Source organism: Pseudomonas putida S13.1.2 (assembly GCF_000498395.2).
Taxonomy (GTDB): domain Bacteria; phylum Pseudomonadota; class Gammaproteobacteria; order Pseudomonadales; family Pseudomonadaceae; genus Aquipseudomonas; species Aquipseudomonas putida_Q.
The window spans coordinates 5,202,448-5,217,413 of record NZ_CP010979.1; the positions used below are offsets into that span (position 1 = coordinate 5,202,448).

General features: G+C 63.4%; 11 protein-coding genes. 7 read left to right on the forward strand and 4 right to left on the reverse strand.

The window, feature by feature from the left end; all coding sequences use genetic code 11:
• Positions 1 to 109: 109 nt before the first annotated feature.
• From dadA to N805_RS23000, 5 genes are all read left to right on the forward strand, one after another.
• Positions 110 to 1,414 (forward strand): D-amino acid dehydrogenase, encoded by a 1,305-nt coding sequence (gene dadA, locus N805_RS22980; protein ID WP_019472517.1) that lies wholly within the window; start codon positions 110 to 112, stop codon positions 1,412 to 1,414.
• 146 nt (positions 1,415 to 1,560) lie between these two features.
• The gene (gene alr, locus N805_RS22985; protein ID WP_019472723.1) at positions 1,561 to 2,634 is read left to right on the forward strand and encodes an alanine racemase; all 1,074 of its coding nucleotides are present in this window, start codon (positions 1,561 to 1,563) and stop codon (positions 2,632 to 2,634) included.
• Positions 2,635 to 2,743: 109 nt separating this feature from the next.
• The gene (locus N805_RS22990) at positions 2,744 to 3,292 is read left to right on the forward strand and encodes a cupin domain-containing protein (protein ID WP_016489803.1); all 549 of its coding nucleotides are present in this window, start codon (positions 2,744 to 2,746) and stop codon (positions 3,290 to 3,292) included.
• Between the two features lie 154 nt (positions 3,293 to 3,446).
• Positions 3,447 to 3,851 carry a c-type cytochrome gene (locus N805_RS22995; RefSeq protein WP_033692624.1) on the forward strand — a complete coding sequence of 135 codons (405 nt, stop codon included), beginning with the start codon at positions 3,447 to 3,449 and terminating at the stop codon, positions 3,849 to 3,851.
• 273 nt (positions 3,852 to 4,124) lie between these two features.
• Positions 4,125 to 5,981 carry an acetyl-CoA hydrolase/transferase C-terminal domain-containing protein gene (locus N805_RS23000; RefSeq protein WP_019472725.1) on the forward strand — a complete coding sequence of 619 codons (1,857 nt, stop codon included), beginning with the start codon at positions 4,125 to 4,127 and terminating at the stop codon, positions 5,979 to 5,981.
• A gap of 119 nt (positions 5,982 to 6,100) precedes the next feature.
• Here the strand turns inward: N805_RS23000 and N805_RS23005 are convergent, their stop codons facing one another.
• Positions 6,101 to 6,673 (reverse strand): xanthine phosphoribosyltransferase, encoded by a 573-nt coding sequence (locus N805_RS23005; protein WP_019472726.1) that lies wholly within the window; start codon positions 6,671 to 6,673, stop codon positions 6,101 to 6,103.
• 63 nt (positions 6,674 to 6,736) lie between these two features.
• On the reverse strand, positions 6,737 to 8,746 hold the full coding sequence (gene rep, locus N805_RS23010; RefSeq protein WP_019472727.1) for a DNA helicase Rep: 2,010 nt from the start codon (positions 8,744 to 8,746) through the stop codon (positions 6,737 to 6,739).
• Positions 8,747 to 9,040: 294 nt separating this feature from the next.
• Here rep and N805_RS23015 point away from each other — a divergent pair, with 294 nt between their 5' ends.
• A complete protein-coding gene (locus N805_RS23015) occupies positions 9,041 to 10,708 on the forward strand; it encodes a putative bifunctional diguanylate cyclase/phosphodiesterase (protein ID WP_019472728.1) in 1,668 nt (555 codons plus the stop codon).
• 81 nt (positions 10,709 to 10,789) lie between these two features.
• On the opposite strand, the gene N805_RS23020 is transcribed toward N805_RS23015, so the two are convergent.
• Positions 10,790 to 12,178 (reverse strand): NorM family multidrug efflux MATE transporter, encoded by a 1,389-nt coding sequence (locus N805_RS23020; protein ID WP_019472729.1) that lies wholly within the window; start codon positions 12,176 to 12,178, stop codon positions 10,790 to 10,792.
• 157 nt (positions 12,179 to 12,335) lie between these two features.
• On the opposite strand from N805_RS23020, the gene N805_RS23025 reads away from it, so the two are divergent.
• Complete coding sequence (locus N805_RS23025) at positions 12,336 to 13,262, forward strand: LysR substrate-binding domain-containing protein (protein WP_019472730.1); 927 nt, start codon at positions 12,336 to 12,338, stop codon at positions 13,260 to 13,262.
• A gap of 113 nt (positions 13,263 to 13,375) precedes the next feature.
• Here the strand turns inward: N805_RS23025 and N805_RS23030 are convergent, their stop codons facing one another.
• Positions 13,376 to 14,770, reverse strand: coding sequence for a VOC family protein (locus tag N805_RS23030; protein WP_019472731.1), 1,395 nt, complete (start codon positions 14,768 to 14,770; stop codon positions 13,376 to 13,378).
• Positions 14,771 to 14,966: the final 196 nt, after the last annotated feature.

The following is a 14,966-nucleotide window of genomic DNA, read 5'->3' on the forward strand; positions in this document are numbered from 1 at the left end:
ATAATAGGCTTTTATATAGTGAATTGCACTGGTCTCAAATTCCTATACTGCGCCCATTCATGCCATATCAATAAAAGTCTGCGGCGTGCCGCGTGTGAGGGATATAACGATGCGAGTTCTGGTACTTGGTAGCGGTGTAATCGGAACCGCCAGTGCCTATTACCTGGCCCGGCAAGGTTTTGAAGTGACGGTGGTCGACCGCCAGCCGGCGGTGGCCATGGAAACCAGTTTTGCCAACGCAGGCCAGATCTCGCCCGGTTATGCCTCGCCCTGGGCCGCCCCAGGCGTGCCGCTGAAGGCCATCAAGTGGCTGCTGGAGCGCCACGCCCCCCTGGCCATCAAGCTCACCGGCGACGTCGACCAGTACCTGTGGATGGCGCAGATGCTGCGCAACTGCACCGCCAGCCGTTACGCGGTGAACAAGGAGCGCATGGTGCGCCTGTCCGAGTACAGCCGCGACTGCCTGGACGAATTGCGCGCCGAAACCGGCATTGCCTACGAAAGCCGCTCCCTGGGTACCACCCAGCTGTTCCGCACCCAGGCCCAGGTGGATGCCGCGGCCAAGGACATTGCCGTGCTTGAGCAGTCTGGCGTGCCTTACGAGCTGCTGGACCGCGAGGGGATTGCCCGCGTCGAGCCGGCCCTGGCTGGCGTGAAGGACATTCTGGCCGGCGCGCTGCGCCTGCCTAACGACCAGACCGGCGACTGCCAGATGTTCACCACCAAGCTCGCCGACATGGCCATCAAGCTGGGTGTGGAATTCCGTTTTGGCCAGGACATCCAACGCCTGGACTTCGCGGGCGACCGCATCAATGGCGTGTGGATCGACGGCAAGCTGGAAACCGCCGACCGCTACGTGCTGGCGCTGGGCAGCTACTCGCCGCAGATGCTCAAGCCGCTGGGTATCAAGGCCCCGGTTTACCCGCTGAAGGGCTACTCGCTGACCGTGCCGATCACCAACGGCGACATGGCCCCGACCTCGACCATCCTCGACGAGACCTACAAGGTCGCGATCACCCGTTTCGACAACCGTATCCGGGTTGGCGGCATGGCTGAAATCGCCGGTTTTGACCTGTCGCTGAATCCGCGCCGGCGCGAAACGCTGGAGATGATCGTCAACGACCTTTATCCTCGCGGTGGTGACCTGAGCCAGGCCAGCTTCTGGACCGGCCTGCGCCCGGCGACCCCGGACGGCACGCCGATCGTGGGTGCCACGGCGTTCCGCAACCTGTTCCTGAACACCGGTCACGGGACCCTGGGCTGGACCATGGCGTGCGGCTCCGGTCGCCTGCTGGCCGACCTGATTGCGCGCAAGAAACCGCAGATCAGTGCCGAAGGCCTGGACATTTCCCGTTATGGCAACAGCCGGGAAGCGACCAAGCACGGGCAGGGCGCGCCGGTTCACCAGCAGTAATAGCCTGCACCGGCCCATTCGCGGCTAAAGCCGCTCCCACAGGGATCGCATGGTCTTGGCCATTGTGCGGTCCCTTGTGGGAGCGGCTTTAGCCGCGAAGAACCCAACACCGTTTTCAACCTGTGAACCACCATAAGGCAGCCGCCATGCGTCCCGCCCGCGCCCTGATCGACCTCCAGGCCCTGCGCCACAACTACCGTCTGGCCCGTGAACTGACCGGTGCCAAAGCCCTCGCCGTGATCAAGGCCGATGCCTATGGCCACGGTGCCGTCCGCTGCGCCCTGGCCCTGGAGGCCGAAGCCGACGGCTTTGCCGTGGCCTGCATCGAAGAGGCGCTGGAGTTGCGCGCCGCTGGTATCAAGGCCCCGGTGCTGTTGCTGGAAGGCTTCTTCGAAGCCAGCGAGCTGGCGCTGATTGCCGAGCACGACCTGTGGTGCGTAGTGCACTCGCTGTGGCAGCTGGAAGCCATCGAGAAAACCCAGCTGCACAAGCCGCTCACCATTTGGCTGAAGCTGGACAGCGGCATGCACCGCGTCGGCCTGCACCCCAAGGACTACCACGACGCCTACCAGCGCCTGCTGGCCAGCGGCAAGGTTGTGCGCATCGTGCTGATGAGCCACTTCGCCCGTGCCGACGAACTGGATGCCGACGCCACCGCCCAGCAGATCGCCGTGTTCGAGGCCGCCCGCCAGGGCCTGGCCGCCGAGTGCAGCCTGCGCAACTCGCCCGGCGTGCTGGGCTGGCCGCAAGCGCCCGGCGACTGGGTACGCCCGGGCCTGATGCTGTACGGCGCCACGCCGTTCGAAGTGCCCCAGGCCGAAGCCGCGCGGCTGCAACCGGTAATGACCCTGCAGTCGCGGGTCATCAGCGTGCGCGAGTTGCCTGCCGGCGAGCCGGTGGGCTACGGCGCCAAGTTCGTCAGCCCACGGCCAACCCGGGTAGGCGTGGTCGCCATGGGCTATGCCGATGGCTACCCGCGCCAGGCGCCCAACGGCACCCCGGTGCTGGTCGCCGGCCAGCGCACCCAGCTGATCGGCCGGGTGTCGATGGACATGCTCAACATCGACCTGACCGACGTGCCGCAAGCCACCGTCGGCAGCCCGGTCGAACTGTGGGGCAAGCAGGTGCTGGCCAGCGAAGTGGCCGCACACGCGGGCACTATTCCTTACCAGATCTTCTGCAACCTGAAGCGGGTTCCGCGGGACTACATCGGCGAATGACACGCTGAAGCGGACAGGTTGAGGGGCGGTGTGTTGTAAATACTGAACGGCATTGCCATGATATCGTTCACATCCACCCCCCTTTCCACCGTTTCAGGAGGCTCCAGCTTTGGACGTCGGCGAACGACTGCAAGCCATCCGCAAGCTCAAGGGCCTGTCCCAGCGCGAACTCGCCAAGCGTGCCGGTGTGACCAACAGCACCATCTCGATGATCGAGAAGAACAGCGTGAGCCCCTCCATCAGCTCGCTGCGCAAGGTGCTGAGCGGCATTCCCATGTCGATGGTCGAGTTCTTTTCGGTCGAGCTGGAACCTGAAAGCCCCACTCAGATCGTCTACAAGGCCCACGAGCTGATCGATATCTCGGACGGCGCGGTGACCATGAAGCTGGTGGGCAAGTCGCACCCCAACCGTGCCATCGCGTTTCTCACCGAGGTGTACCCGCCTGGCGCCGACACCGGTGCCGAAATGCTCACCCACGACGGCGAAGAAACCGGCATCCTGCTCGAAGGCCGGCTGGAGCTGGTGGTCGGCAACGAGATCTTCATCCTCGAAGAAGGCGACAGCTACTACTTCGAAAGCACGCGCCCGCACCGCTTTCGCAACCCGTTCAACCAGCCTGCCCGCCTGATCAGTGCGGCGACGCCTTCAAACTTTTGATCCAGCGCAGTGCATTGATTCGGCAATACCCCTTTCCCGTGTAGGGTCGTTTCACGGCTTCTGGGTTCCCGCTATACTTTTCAACGCTCGCCGTTCCGTGGCCGCGAGCGTGATTAGCCACCATGAGGGTGTTCGCGTGAACCAAATCAAGAAGATGCTGGCCGTACCAGCAGCCGTATTCGCCCTCTGGGCAATGAGCGCAACCGCTGCGACCAATGACGACATTGCCAAACGCCTGGAGCCGGTTGGCCAGGTGTGCGTCCAGGGCCAGGAATGCAAAGGCATGGAAGTGGCTGTTGCAGCGGGGGGCGGGGGTGCCAAGACGCCCGATGAGATCATCGCCAAGCACTGCAATGCCTGCCATGGCACCGGCCTGCTTGGTGCGCCTAAAGTGGGCGATACCGCCGCGTGGAAAGAACGCGCCGACCACCAGGGCGGCCTGGATGGCATCCTGGCCAAGGCCATTACCGGCATCAACGCCATGCCGCCCAAGGGCACCTGTGCGGACTGCTCGGATGACGACCTGAAAGGGGCGATCAAGAAGATGTCCGGGCTGTAAGACACAGCTGAATTGCATCAGGCCCGCCGTTGATGGCGGGCTTTGTTTTTGTGGTGCCTGTGCTGGCCTCTTCGCGGCTAAAGCCGCTCCCACAGGTACTGCACAGGATTCGAGGACTGTGCAGTACCTGTGGGAGCCAGAGTTAGAACCCAGGACTCAAGGACTGTGAGGTCTCTGTGGGAGCGGCTTTAGCCGCGAAAGGGCCGGTACAGGCAACCAACCCGCCAGTGCCATGTCCAACCCCTGAACCCATGGATGTCTCAGGAGGCCCCGATGCACCTCTGCTCCATCGATCAGGCTGTCGAGCAGGTCTTGTCCCGGCTGCCAAACCATATCCATATGGGCCTGCCATTGGGCCTGGGCAAGCCTAATGCTTTCGTGAACGCCCTCTACGCACGGGTGCGCGAGCTGCCCGAGCGGCAGCTGACTATCTACACCGCGCTGTCCCTCGGCCGGCCACCATTGGGCGACGGCCTGCAGCGGCGCTTTCTCGAACCCTTCGTCGAGCGTGTCTTCGCCGACTACGAAGAGCTCGACTACCTTGCCGACCTGCGCAACGACAGCCTGCCGCCGAACATCCGCGTCGAGCAGTTTTTCATGCAGCCCGGCAGCCTGCTGCACAGCGAGGCGGCCCAGCAGGACTACATCAGCAGTAACTACAGTCACGCCGCACGCGACATCAACGCCAAGGGCCTTAACCTGGTCGCGCAACTGGTGGCCGCCACACCTGAAAGGCCTGTTCACCTGAGCCTGGCCTGCAACCCCGACATCACCCTCGACCTGCTGCCGATGATCGCCAAGCGCCGTGCGGCCGGCGAAACCATTCTCATGCTGGGCCAGGTGCATGCCGAGCTGCCCTACATGCCAGGCGATGCGGAACTGCCCATTGATGCGTTCGACCTGCTGCTCGATGAAGCCGAGCAACGTCGCCTGTTCTCCACCCCGAACATGCCGGTGGGCACCCAGGACCACTGCATCGGCTTGCACGCCAGCACGCTGGTACGCGATGGCGGCACCCTGCAGATCGGCATCGGTGCCATGGGCGATGCAGTCGCCGCCGCGTTGCTGGCGCGCCAGGGTGACAACGCAGGCTACCGCGCCTTGCTAGACGAGCTGGATACGTGCCCATGGCATGCGCTGATCGAGCGCGAAGGGGGGCTGGGGACGTTTGCCCAAGGCCTGTACGGCTGCAGCGAGATGTTCGTCAATGGCCTGCTGGTACTGGCCGAAGCAGGCCTGCTGCGGCGCCCGGCCAATGAGCACGGACCAGTGGTGCACGGTGGCTTTTTCCTTGGCCCACAGGCGTTCTACCAGCGGTTAAGGGAGATGCCACTCGAACAGCGCGCACGTTTTGCCATGACCCGTATCAGCTTTATCAACGAGCTATACGGGCAGGAAGAACTCAAGCGACGCCAGCGCCGCGATGCGCGCTTCATCAACACTGCGTTTGCCATGACCTTGCTCGGCGCCGGCGTGGCCGATCAGCTGGAGGACGGCCGCGTGCTCAGCGGCGTGGGCGGGCAGTACAACTTCGTCGCGCAGGGCCATGCGCTGGAAGGCGGGCGGTCGATTCTGCTTTTGCGCAGCTGGCGCGAGGCAGGCGGGGAGGTGACCTCGAACCTGTTCTGGACCTATGGGCACTGCACCATCCCCCGGCACCTGCGCGATATCGTGGTGACCGAATACGGCATTGCCGACTTACGTGGGCAGACCGACAGCGAGGTGATTGCGCGGTTGCTGGCGGTGAGCGATTCGCGGTTTCAGCAGGGGCTCATCGAGCAGGCCAAAGAGGCCGGCAAGCTGCCCAAGGATTTTGAGCTGGACGCTCGCTTTACCGACAATACGCCGCAGCGGTTGGAGGCGATCAGGGCGCGGCATGCGCGGCTGTTCCCGGAGTATCCGATGGGGACGGACTTTACAGCTGAGGAGCGGGACCTGTTGCGGGCGCTGAACTGGCTGAAGAGCAAGTTCAAGCTGAGCGAGGTGCTGGAGCTGGGCAAGGCAGCGTTGGATGCGCCGGGGCCTGAGGGGTATCAAGGGCACCTGGAGCGGATGGGGCTGGACGCTCCGCAGGGATTGAAGGAAGAGCTGTATCAGCGGCTTTTGCTGGCAGGGTTGGCGGCGACCTGAAAATTGCCGGGGCTGCTTTGCAGCCCATCGCGACACAAGGCCGCTCCTACAAGGGTTATGCGTTTTCCTGTAGGAGCGGCCTTGTGTCGCGATGGGCCGCAGAGCGGCCCCAGTGGGCATCACTCGATGAAGCTGACCACACCGCCTTCCAGCGACTTCACCCGGGCCAGCGATTCAACGCGGTAGCCCTGGCTGTCCAGCTCGGCACGGCCGCCCTGGAACGACTTCTCGATCACGATACCCAGGCCGGCCACGGTGGCACCGGCTTGCTTGATGATCGAGATCAGCGCTTGCGACGCCTTGCCGTTGGCCAGGAAGTCGTCGATTACCAGCACGCGGTCGCTGCTGTTGAGGTGGCGTGGCGAAATGGCCACGGTGTTCTCGGTCTGCTTGGTGAAGGAGTACACCGAGGCAGTCAGCAGGTTCTCGGTCAGGGTCAGCGACTGGTGCTTGCGCGCAAAGATCACCGGTACGCCCAGTTTCAGGCCAGTCATCACGGCCGGGGCAATGCCCGAGGCTTCGATGGTGACAATCTTGGTCACGCCGGCATCGGCGAACAGGCGGGCGAACTCGTCACCGATCAGCTGCATCAGCGCCGGGTCGATCTGGTGGTTGAGAAACGCGTCGACTTTGAGAACTTGATCGGAAAGCACGATGCCTTCTTCGCGAATCTTCTGCTGCAGTGCTTCCACTGTGTATCTCCGATGTAGCAAAGGTGGCCGCAAGAAGCGGCAAAGTTAAAGAGTAATGGTTGATCAGCGTTTGAGCATTGCCCGAATATCGGCCAGCGCGTTGTTGCCCCGCGCGGCTTTGACTTCTACGGGCGCATCGTCCAGGCCTTCCCAGGCCAGGTCGTCTGGCGGCAGTTCATCCAGGAACCGGCTGGGCGTGCAGTCGATGATTTCACCGTACTGCTTGCGCTTGGCAGCGAAGGTGAAGGCCAGGGTCTGGCGCGCGCGGGTGATGCCCACGTAGGCCAGGCGGCGTTCCTCTTCGATGGTGTCGGCCTCGATGCTGGAGCGGTGCGGGAGGATTTCCTCTTCCATGCCCATGATGAACACGTAGGGGAACTCCAGGCCCTTGGAGGCGTGCAGGGTCATCATCTGCACACCTTCGGCGTTTTCTTCCTCTTCCTGCTGGCGCTCGAGCATGTCGCGCAGCACCAGCTTGCCGATGGCGTCCTCGATGGTCATATCACCCTCTTCGTCCTTCTCGAGGGTGTTTTTCAGCGCTTCGACAAGGAACCAGACGTTGCTGATCCGGAACTCCGCCGCCTTGTCGCTGGCGGTCTGCTGACGGATCCAGTTCTCGTAGTCGATGTCGCGGATCATCTCGTGCAGCGCGGCGATCGGGTCTTCCAGGGCAACCTTGTGGCGTACCCCGTCCAGCCAGTGCTTGAAGCGCTGCAAGCGCTCGGTGTAGCGGGCGTCCAGGTGCTCACCCAGGCCCAGCTCCTCGCTGGCGGCGTACATCGAAATGCCGCGCTCGGTGGAATAGTTGCCGAGCTTTTCCAGGGTGGTGGAGCCGATTTCGCGGCGCGGTACGTTGATCACCCGCAGGTAGGCGTTGTCATCGTCCGGGTTCACCAGCAGGCGCAGGTAGGCCATCAGGTCCTTGACCTCCTGGCGGCCGAAGAAGCTGTTGCCGCCCGACAGGCGATACGGCACCTGGTGGTGCTGCAGCTTCAGTTCGATCAGCTTGGCCTGGTAGTTACCGCGGTAGAGGATGGCAAAATCGCTGTACGGGCGGTTGGTGCGCAGGTGCAAGGTGAGGATTTCCATGGCCACGCGTTCGGCCTCGGCTTCCTCGTTCTTGCAGCGGATGACGCGGATCTCGTCGCCCACGCCCATCTCGCTCCACAGCTGTTTCTCGAACGCGTGCGGGTTGTTGGCGATCAACACGTTGGCACAGCGCAGGATGCGGCTGGTGGAGCGGTAGTTCTGCTCGAGCATGACGATCTTCAGGGAGGGATAGTCCTCCTTGAGCAGCATCAGGTTTTCGGGGCGCGCACCGCGCCAGGCGTAGATCGACTGATCGTCGTCGCCCACCACGGTGAACTGGTTGCGCATGCCGATCAGCATTTTCACCAGCAGGTATTGGCTGGCGTTGGTGTCCTGGTATTCGTCCACCAGCAGGTAGCGCACGCGGTTCTGCCAGCGTTCGAGCACCTCGGGGTGCTCCTGGAACAGCTTGACCGGCTGCAGGATCAGGTCGTCGAAGTCCACCGCGTTGAACGCCTTGAGCGTGCGCTGGTAGTGGGTGTAGACAATGGCGGCGGTCTGCTCGCGCGGGTTGCGCGCCTTTTCCAGGGCCTCTGGCGGCAGGATCAGGTCGTTCTTCCAGGCACCGATCATGTTCTTGATCTCGTCGATGCCGTCGTCGCCGGAGTATTCCTTCTGCATGATGTCCGACAGCAACGCCTTGATGTCGGACTCGTCGAAGATCGAGAAGCCTGGCTTGTAGCCCAGCTTGTCGTGCTCCTTGCGGATGATGTTCAGGCCCAGGTTGTGGAAGGTACACACCGTCAGGCCACGGCCTTCCCCCGGGCGCAGCAGGGTGGCGACCCGCTCCTTCATCTCGCGGGCGGCCTTGTTGGTGAAGGTCATCGCCACGATGTACTGGGCACGGATGCCGCAGTTCTGGATGAGGTGGGCAATCTTGCGCGTGATCACGCTGGTCTTGCCCGAACCTGCACCGGCGAGCACCAAAAGAGGGCCGCCGACGTAGTCACGGGCTTCTTGCTGCCGGGGATTGAGTCGGGACATGCTAGAAACCGGGGGTCGCCAGAAAATAGCCGCGCATTCTAACAGGCATGGGGCGGTTGTGGCGCGACCGTCTGACGTCTGAGTCAGACTTTTGTCCGCCTCATTATTAGCGCGACTAATGCTACTAGAGGAAAAAATCATATTTGCCGCTTCCTCTGGTTTCGAGCAGGATGCACGACAAAATACGTCGGGATGCTACGCCCGCAAATGCATGTATAAAAGTGAAAATCATTTTCATTAATGCAGTAGCATACTGGCAGTTATCGTTGCACCGTGAAGTCCTAAGGAGCCCGCTTGTCCACGCCTGTCGAACCTTTGCGTTTGCTGCTGTTGGCTGATGAGCCGCAATGGGCCGCCTTGTTGCACGCCTGCATGCCTGCCCTTAACGGCAGTGCCGTGCTGCTGACCGCGCCTGACTGGGACTCGGTCGATAGCCTGTTCAGCCATGATCGCCAGGCCGTGGTGCTGGCAACTCCGGCCCTGCAGCCGGTGCCCGGGCGCTGCGAGCTGCCAACTATTCTGCTGCTGGATCACGAGCCCGAGGTAGCACCCAGCGCCGTCAGCGACTGGCTGGTACGCGACCAGCTCAACGCTGATACCTTGCGCCGCTCGCTGCGCCATGTGCGCGAACGTGGGGTGCTGGTGGCCACCTTGCAGCGCCTGGCCGAACAGGACCCACTGACCGGCATCGCCAACCGCCAGGGCTTCCAGGCCTTGCTGACCGCGCGCCTGGCCGAGAACGAGGGCCGTGGCATTGCCTTGGGCCACCTGGACCTGGACAACTTCCGCCACGTCAACGATGCGCTCGGCCACCAGAGCGGTGACCGCCTGATCCTGCAAGTGGTGGCGCGGCTGCAAAACCAGCTGGAGGCTGGCGACCAGCTGGCGCGCCTGGGCAGCGACGAGTTTGCCTTGCTGATCGACACCCGCCGCGACGCCAACCGCGCTGAATGGATTGCCGAGCGCATCATCGAGGCCTTGGCCGAACCCTACTGGATCGACGGCGAAAGCCTGCTGCTGGGGTGCAGCCTGGGCTTGGCCCATGCCCGCGCGCACAGCGGTGCCGACCCGTTGATGTGGCATGCGCACATTGCCATGCGCCAGGCCAAGGGCAGCCAGGGCTGCACCTTCCATGTGTTCAATGAACGCATCAATCGCAACGCCCGCAGCCTTGCCGACCTGGAAAGCGAACTGCGCCGCGCGCTGCGCCGTGACGAGCTGGAGCTGCACTATCAGCCGCGGCTCGACCTGGCCGACGGGCGCATCGTCGGCCTGGAGGCGCTGGTGCGCTGGCGTCATGCCGAACGCGGGCTGTTACCGCCTAGCGAGTTCGTGCCCCTGGCCGAGCAGAGCGGCCTGATCGTGCCGCTGGGCTACTGGGTCATCTCCCGTGCCTTGCGCGACATGCAGGCGCTGTGTGAGCGCGGGCTGGAGCCGCTGCACATGGCGGTAAACCTGAGTTTTCGTCAGTTCCAGGACAGCCAGCTGCTGGCCACCCTGAGCCGCCTGATCCTTGAGCATGGTGTGGACGCCCGCTGGCTGGAGTTCGAACTGACCGAGACGGCGGTGATGCGCCGCAACGAGGTGGTGCGCCAGACCATGGACGCCCTCGGCCGCCTGGGCGTGCGATTCTCGCTCGACGATTTTGGCACCGGGTTTTCTTCGTTCGTACACCTCAACAGCTTGCCGATCACTTTGCTCAAGGTGGACCGCAGTTTTGTTGCGGGAATGGAAATGCGCGAGGAAAACCGCAAGCTGGTGCACGCCATGATCAACCTGGCGCACAACCTCAACCTCGAGGTGGTGGCCGAAGGGGTGGAGAGTGAAGAGCAGCTGGCGTTGTTGCGTGGGTTTGGCTGTGACCAGGTGCAGGGCTTTTTGGTCAGCAAGCCGCTGCCGGTCGGGGAGCTGATCGATTTTTTGCTGAAGGTGCCTGGCTGTCAGTTGGATGCTGTCCTTTAGGGCCCTTTCGCGGGCACGCCCGCTCCCACAGGGATCGCGCAATCCTGTGGGAGCGGGCGTGCCTGCGAAGAGGCCCTGAAGTCAGGCCGAAGCAGCAGCCCCTGCGCGCGCCACCGCCTTCCTCAAAAGCCGCTTCATCCGCCACTCAAAGCCAAAGGTCAGCGCCACCGCCGCACATGCCAGCCCCAGCGCCAGCCCCCACCAGATGCCCACCGCCCCACCGCCCAAGGTAAAGGTGAACAACCAGGCGCTCGGCGCCCCCACCAGCCAGTAGCACACCAGCCCGATCAGGAAGGTGGTCTTGGCATCTTTCAGCCCACGGATCGAGCCCATGGCAATGGTCTGCATGCCATCGAACAGTTCGAACCACGCCGCCACCATCAACAGCTGCACGGCCACCTGGAAGATCGCGGCAAAGGCCGGGTCATTGCGGTCGATGAACAGCCCCACCAGCGCCTCGGGCAGCAGCAGGAACAGCGCGGCAAACGCAAACATGATCATCGCCCCGAAGCCAATACCGACGCGCCCGGCACTGCGCGCCGCCAGCAGGTTGCCGGCGCCGTAATACAAGCCCACGCGCATGGTCACCGCATAGGACAAGCCCGTCGGCACCATGAACGCCGTGGACACGATCTGCAGGGCGATCTGGTGCGCCGCCAGTTCGGTACTGCCCAGCACGCCCATGCACAGCGCGGCGAAGGCGAACAGGCCCACTTCCACCATGTAGGTGCCGCCAATCGGCAAACCCAGCCGCCACAGCTCGCGCAGGGCCGGCAGCGACGGGCGCGACAGGCCCTTGCGCAGCGGGTAGGCGGCATAGGCCGAATGCCAGCGGATGTACAGCGCAAGGGCGATGGCCATGCCCAGCGATACCACTGCGGTGACCAGGCCGATGCCCATCAGGCCGAGTTTTGGCAGGCCGAACATGCCTTCGATCAACGCTACGTTGAACAGGTAGTTGAGCACCGTGCCGACCACGCTGATCACCATCACCGGGGTCGAGCGGCCCAGCGCGCTGGTAAAGCCACGCAAGGCCATGAAGGTCAGGTAGCTGGGCAGCGCCAGTGGCAGCAAGGTGAGGAATTCGGCCGCCGAGGCAACGTTTTCGGGCTGTTGCCCGAACAGCAGCAGTACCGGCTCAAGGTTCCACAGCGCCAGTGCGGCGAACAGCGCCAGGCCCCAGGCCAGCCACAGGCCGTTCTGTGCCAGGCGGGTAGCACCTTCGATGTCGTTGGCGCCCTTGCGGATCGCAACCAAAGTGCCGACCGCAGCGATCACGCCCAGGCAAAAGATCGACACGAATGAGTAGCTTGCCGCGCCCAGGCCGCCACCGGCCAGCGCTTGCGGGCTGATACGGGCCATCATCAGGGTGTCGGTCAGCACCATCAGCATGTGCGCCAACTGCGAGGCGATCAGCGGCCCGGCCAGGCGCAGCAAAGCCTTGAGTTCTGTGGTGGGCGCGACATGCATGGGGGCGGTCCTTTTTCCTGGGGAAAACAACGAAGGGCGATTCTGAGGCTTCGGTCAACTTTGCACAAAAGGATAAAAGCGATCCTTGGCATGAGTCTTACTCATGTATATATGCTCATGGGTGATTCGCTCCACAGTCCCGTATGGCAGGTGCCTCATGTCCCGACAACTTCCTCCGTTGTATGCCCTGCGCGCATTCGAAGCTGCTGCACGGCTTTGCTCCTTCACCCGTGCCGGCGAAGAGCTGTCGATTACCCAAAGTGCTGTCAGCCGGCATATCCGTACGTTGGAAGAGCACTTTGCCTGCCGCCTGTTCGTGCGCAGTGGCCGCAGCCTGCAGTTGACCGAAGCGGCGCGGGTGCTGTTGCCCGGGGTGCGCGAAGGCTTCGCGGCGCTGGAGCGGGCCTGCGATAACTTGCGCGGCGAAGATGACATCCTGCGCATGAAAGCCCCCTCGACTTTGACCATGCGCTGGTTGCTGGCATGCCTGAGCCGGTTCCGGCACCTGCAGCCGGGTAATGAAGTGCAGCTGACCAGCGCCTGGATGGACGTCGACCATGTGGACTTCAACCAGGAGCCGTTCGATTGTGCGGTGCTGCTCAGCGATGGCGTGTTCCCGGCGGAGTGGGAGGTGCGCAAGCTGTTCCCGGAATTGCTGATCCCGGTCGGCGCGCCCGACCTGCTCGACGAAGAACCTTGGGACATGTGCCGGCTGGCCTCTATCGAATTGCTGCACCCCACGGTGGACAAGCGTGACTGGCGGGAATGGCTGGAGCGCATGGGGCTTGGCGACAAGGTTTCGCTCAAGGGCGGGCAGGTGTTCGACACCCTGGAGCTGGGCATGATTGCCGCTGCGCGTGGCTACGGGATATCCATGGGTGATTTGCTGATGGTGGCCGAAGATGTGGCGCAGGGGCGGTTGAGCCTGCCTTGGCCGACAGCAGTGCCCAGTGGGATGGACTACTACCTGGTATGGCCGCGCACCCGGCCGGGTGGCGAACGGTTGCGGCGCTTGAGTGATTTTCTGGCAGACGAGGTGGCGGCGATGGACTTGCCGGATGTGGAAATCCTGCCGCCCCTCTGATCGCCTGTACCGGCCTCTTCGCGGGCTCGCCCGCTCCCACAGGGATCGCACAGGCTTTAATACTGTGCATTACCTGTGGGAGCGGGCAAGCCCGCGAAGAGGCCCGTACGGTTTTACATCGAACCCAGGTTCAACGCCTGCGCACAGGCCTGCAGCGAGCGGCGCTCGCTTTGTGCATACAGCGCCAGCTCATCCTGCACCTGCAGCCCCAGCGCCGCTTCGAACGCATCGCGGTTGGCATTGCTGCCGTACTCGGCCTGCGCATCGTCGCCCAGGTTGGACTGGAAGATCCCCGCTGCGCTCACCGGCAGGAAGTCCTCGTACACCAGCGCCTCGAAGTGCACATGGCCAGCGTCGATCAGCCCTTGCAGGGTGGTCGGGCGGCCTTCCTGGTCGCGCGCAGCCAGGCCTTTTTCAGTAGCGAAGTAGCGGAAGTACGCCAGGCCCTGTTCACGCATCTGCGCCAGGTCATCCGGGAATTCGGCAAAGGTATCTTTGAGCAAGGTCATGTAGCGCTCGGCATTGGCTTCGGCCGGTGCGCCACCCAGGGCAGCGCGGGTGGCGTCGAGCAGCTTGTCGTACAGCTGGCGACCTTTTGGGGTCAGGGCTGCACCGCGTTGCTCGATTTCGCCAAAGCGCGCGGTGTGGCTGCCTTCGCTACCCTGCTGGTCGCTGAACGCGACCTTTTCCTGCAAGGCCTTGAAGCTGGTCTGGCGCAGCAGGATCGGGTGGCGGCGGGTGGGCGGGCCTTCGACCACGGCCTTCGGCGGGATGCCCTTGGCCGGCATGCCGAGCTGGATTGCATCGATGTCCAGGGTGCGTGGGGTCAGGTGGTTGATGTGCGGGCCCTTGAAGGCCACCACATCGGCAATCAGGCGGTGCTGGTCGTGCAGTTGCTGGTACTGCTCGGCGGTGACGGTGGCGTCCTGGTGCCAGCGGAAGGTGTGTAGCGCTTCCTGCACGAACGCTTCGGCATCGGCTGCGTTCAGGCCGCCATCGCGTTCGCACTGGGCGATCAGTTCGAGGGCACGGGTGGTGAAGATCTGGCGCTTGGCCAGGATGCTCTGAGCCAGCTCACGCAGCTGCGGGTTGTCGATCAGCTCCAGGCGCAGCAGCGAGGTGAACACACGGAACGGGCTGACGTGCAGCGACTGCTCATGTACCGCGCGAAAAGCGGTGGAGTGCACCGGCACGCCGGCGGAGCTGAGGTCGTAGTAGCCGACCGGCTGCATGCCCATGACGGCGAACAGGCGGGCGATGGTGGCCAGTTCTTCGGCGGTGCCGACGCGGATGGCGCCGTGGCGCTCGTGGTCCAGGCGCTCGATTTCGCCGGTCCAGCGCAGGGCCTCGGCAACCTTGGGCTGCTGGGCCATGACCTGCTGGTTGATTTCGCTCACCAGCTCCAGCAGCGTGCCGTACAGCGGCACTTCCTGTTTGTACATGAGCGACATGGCGGCAGAGAACTGCGCGCGAATGCTGTCTGGGCTGACGAAATCGTGGGCGGGCATCGCTAGCTTCCTGGTTGGGTTCGGACGCTTACATGAAAGCTGGGAATGCACTTGGCTCACAAGCGAAAAAAAGTGAGTGTGTCATTCCTTTTTTGATCGACCTTCAGGGCCCTATCGCCGGCAAGCCAGCTCCCACAGGCACAGCACAAGTTTCAGCAACTGTGCTGTTCCTGTGGAGCTGGCTTGCCGGCGATAG

Excerpts from the sequence above, each read along its gene's own strand:
- dadA (WP_019472517.1), top strand. The coding sequence starts at position 110 with ATGCGAGTTCTGGTACTTGGTAGCGGTGTAATCGGAACCGCCAGTGCC.
- alr (WP_019472723.1), top strand. The coding sequence starts at position 1,561 with ATGCGTCCCGCCCGCGCCCTGATCGACCTCCAGGCCCTGCGCCACAAC.
- N805_RS22995 (WP_033692624.1), top strand. The coding sequence starts at position 3,447 with ATGCTGGCCGTACCAGCAGCCGTATTCGCCCTCTGGGCAATGAGCGCA.
- N805_RS23000 (WP_019472725.1), top strand. The coding sequence starts at position 4,125 with ATGCACCTCTGCTCCATCGATCAGGCTGTCGAGCAGGTCTTGTCCCGG.
- rep (WP_019472727.1), bottom strand. The coding sequence starts at position 8,746 with ATGTCCCGACTCAATCCCCGGCAGCAAGAAGCCCGTGACTACGTCGGC.
- N805_RS23020 (WP_019472729.1), bottom strand. The coding sequence starts at position 12,178 with ATGCATGTCGCGCCCACCACAGAACTCAAGGCTTTGCTGCGCCTGGCC.
- N805_RS23025 (WP_019472730.1), top strand. The coding sequence starts at position 12,336 with ATGTCCCGACAACTTCCTCCGTTGTATGCCCTGCGCGCATTCGAAGCT.
- N805_RS23030 (WP_019472731.1), bottom strand. The coding sequence starts at position 14,770 with ATGCCCGCCCACGATTTCGTCAGCCCAGACAGCATTCGCGCGCAGTTC.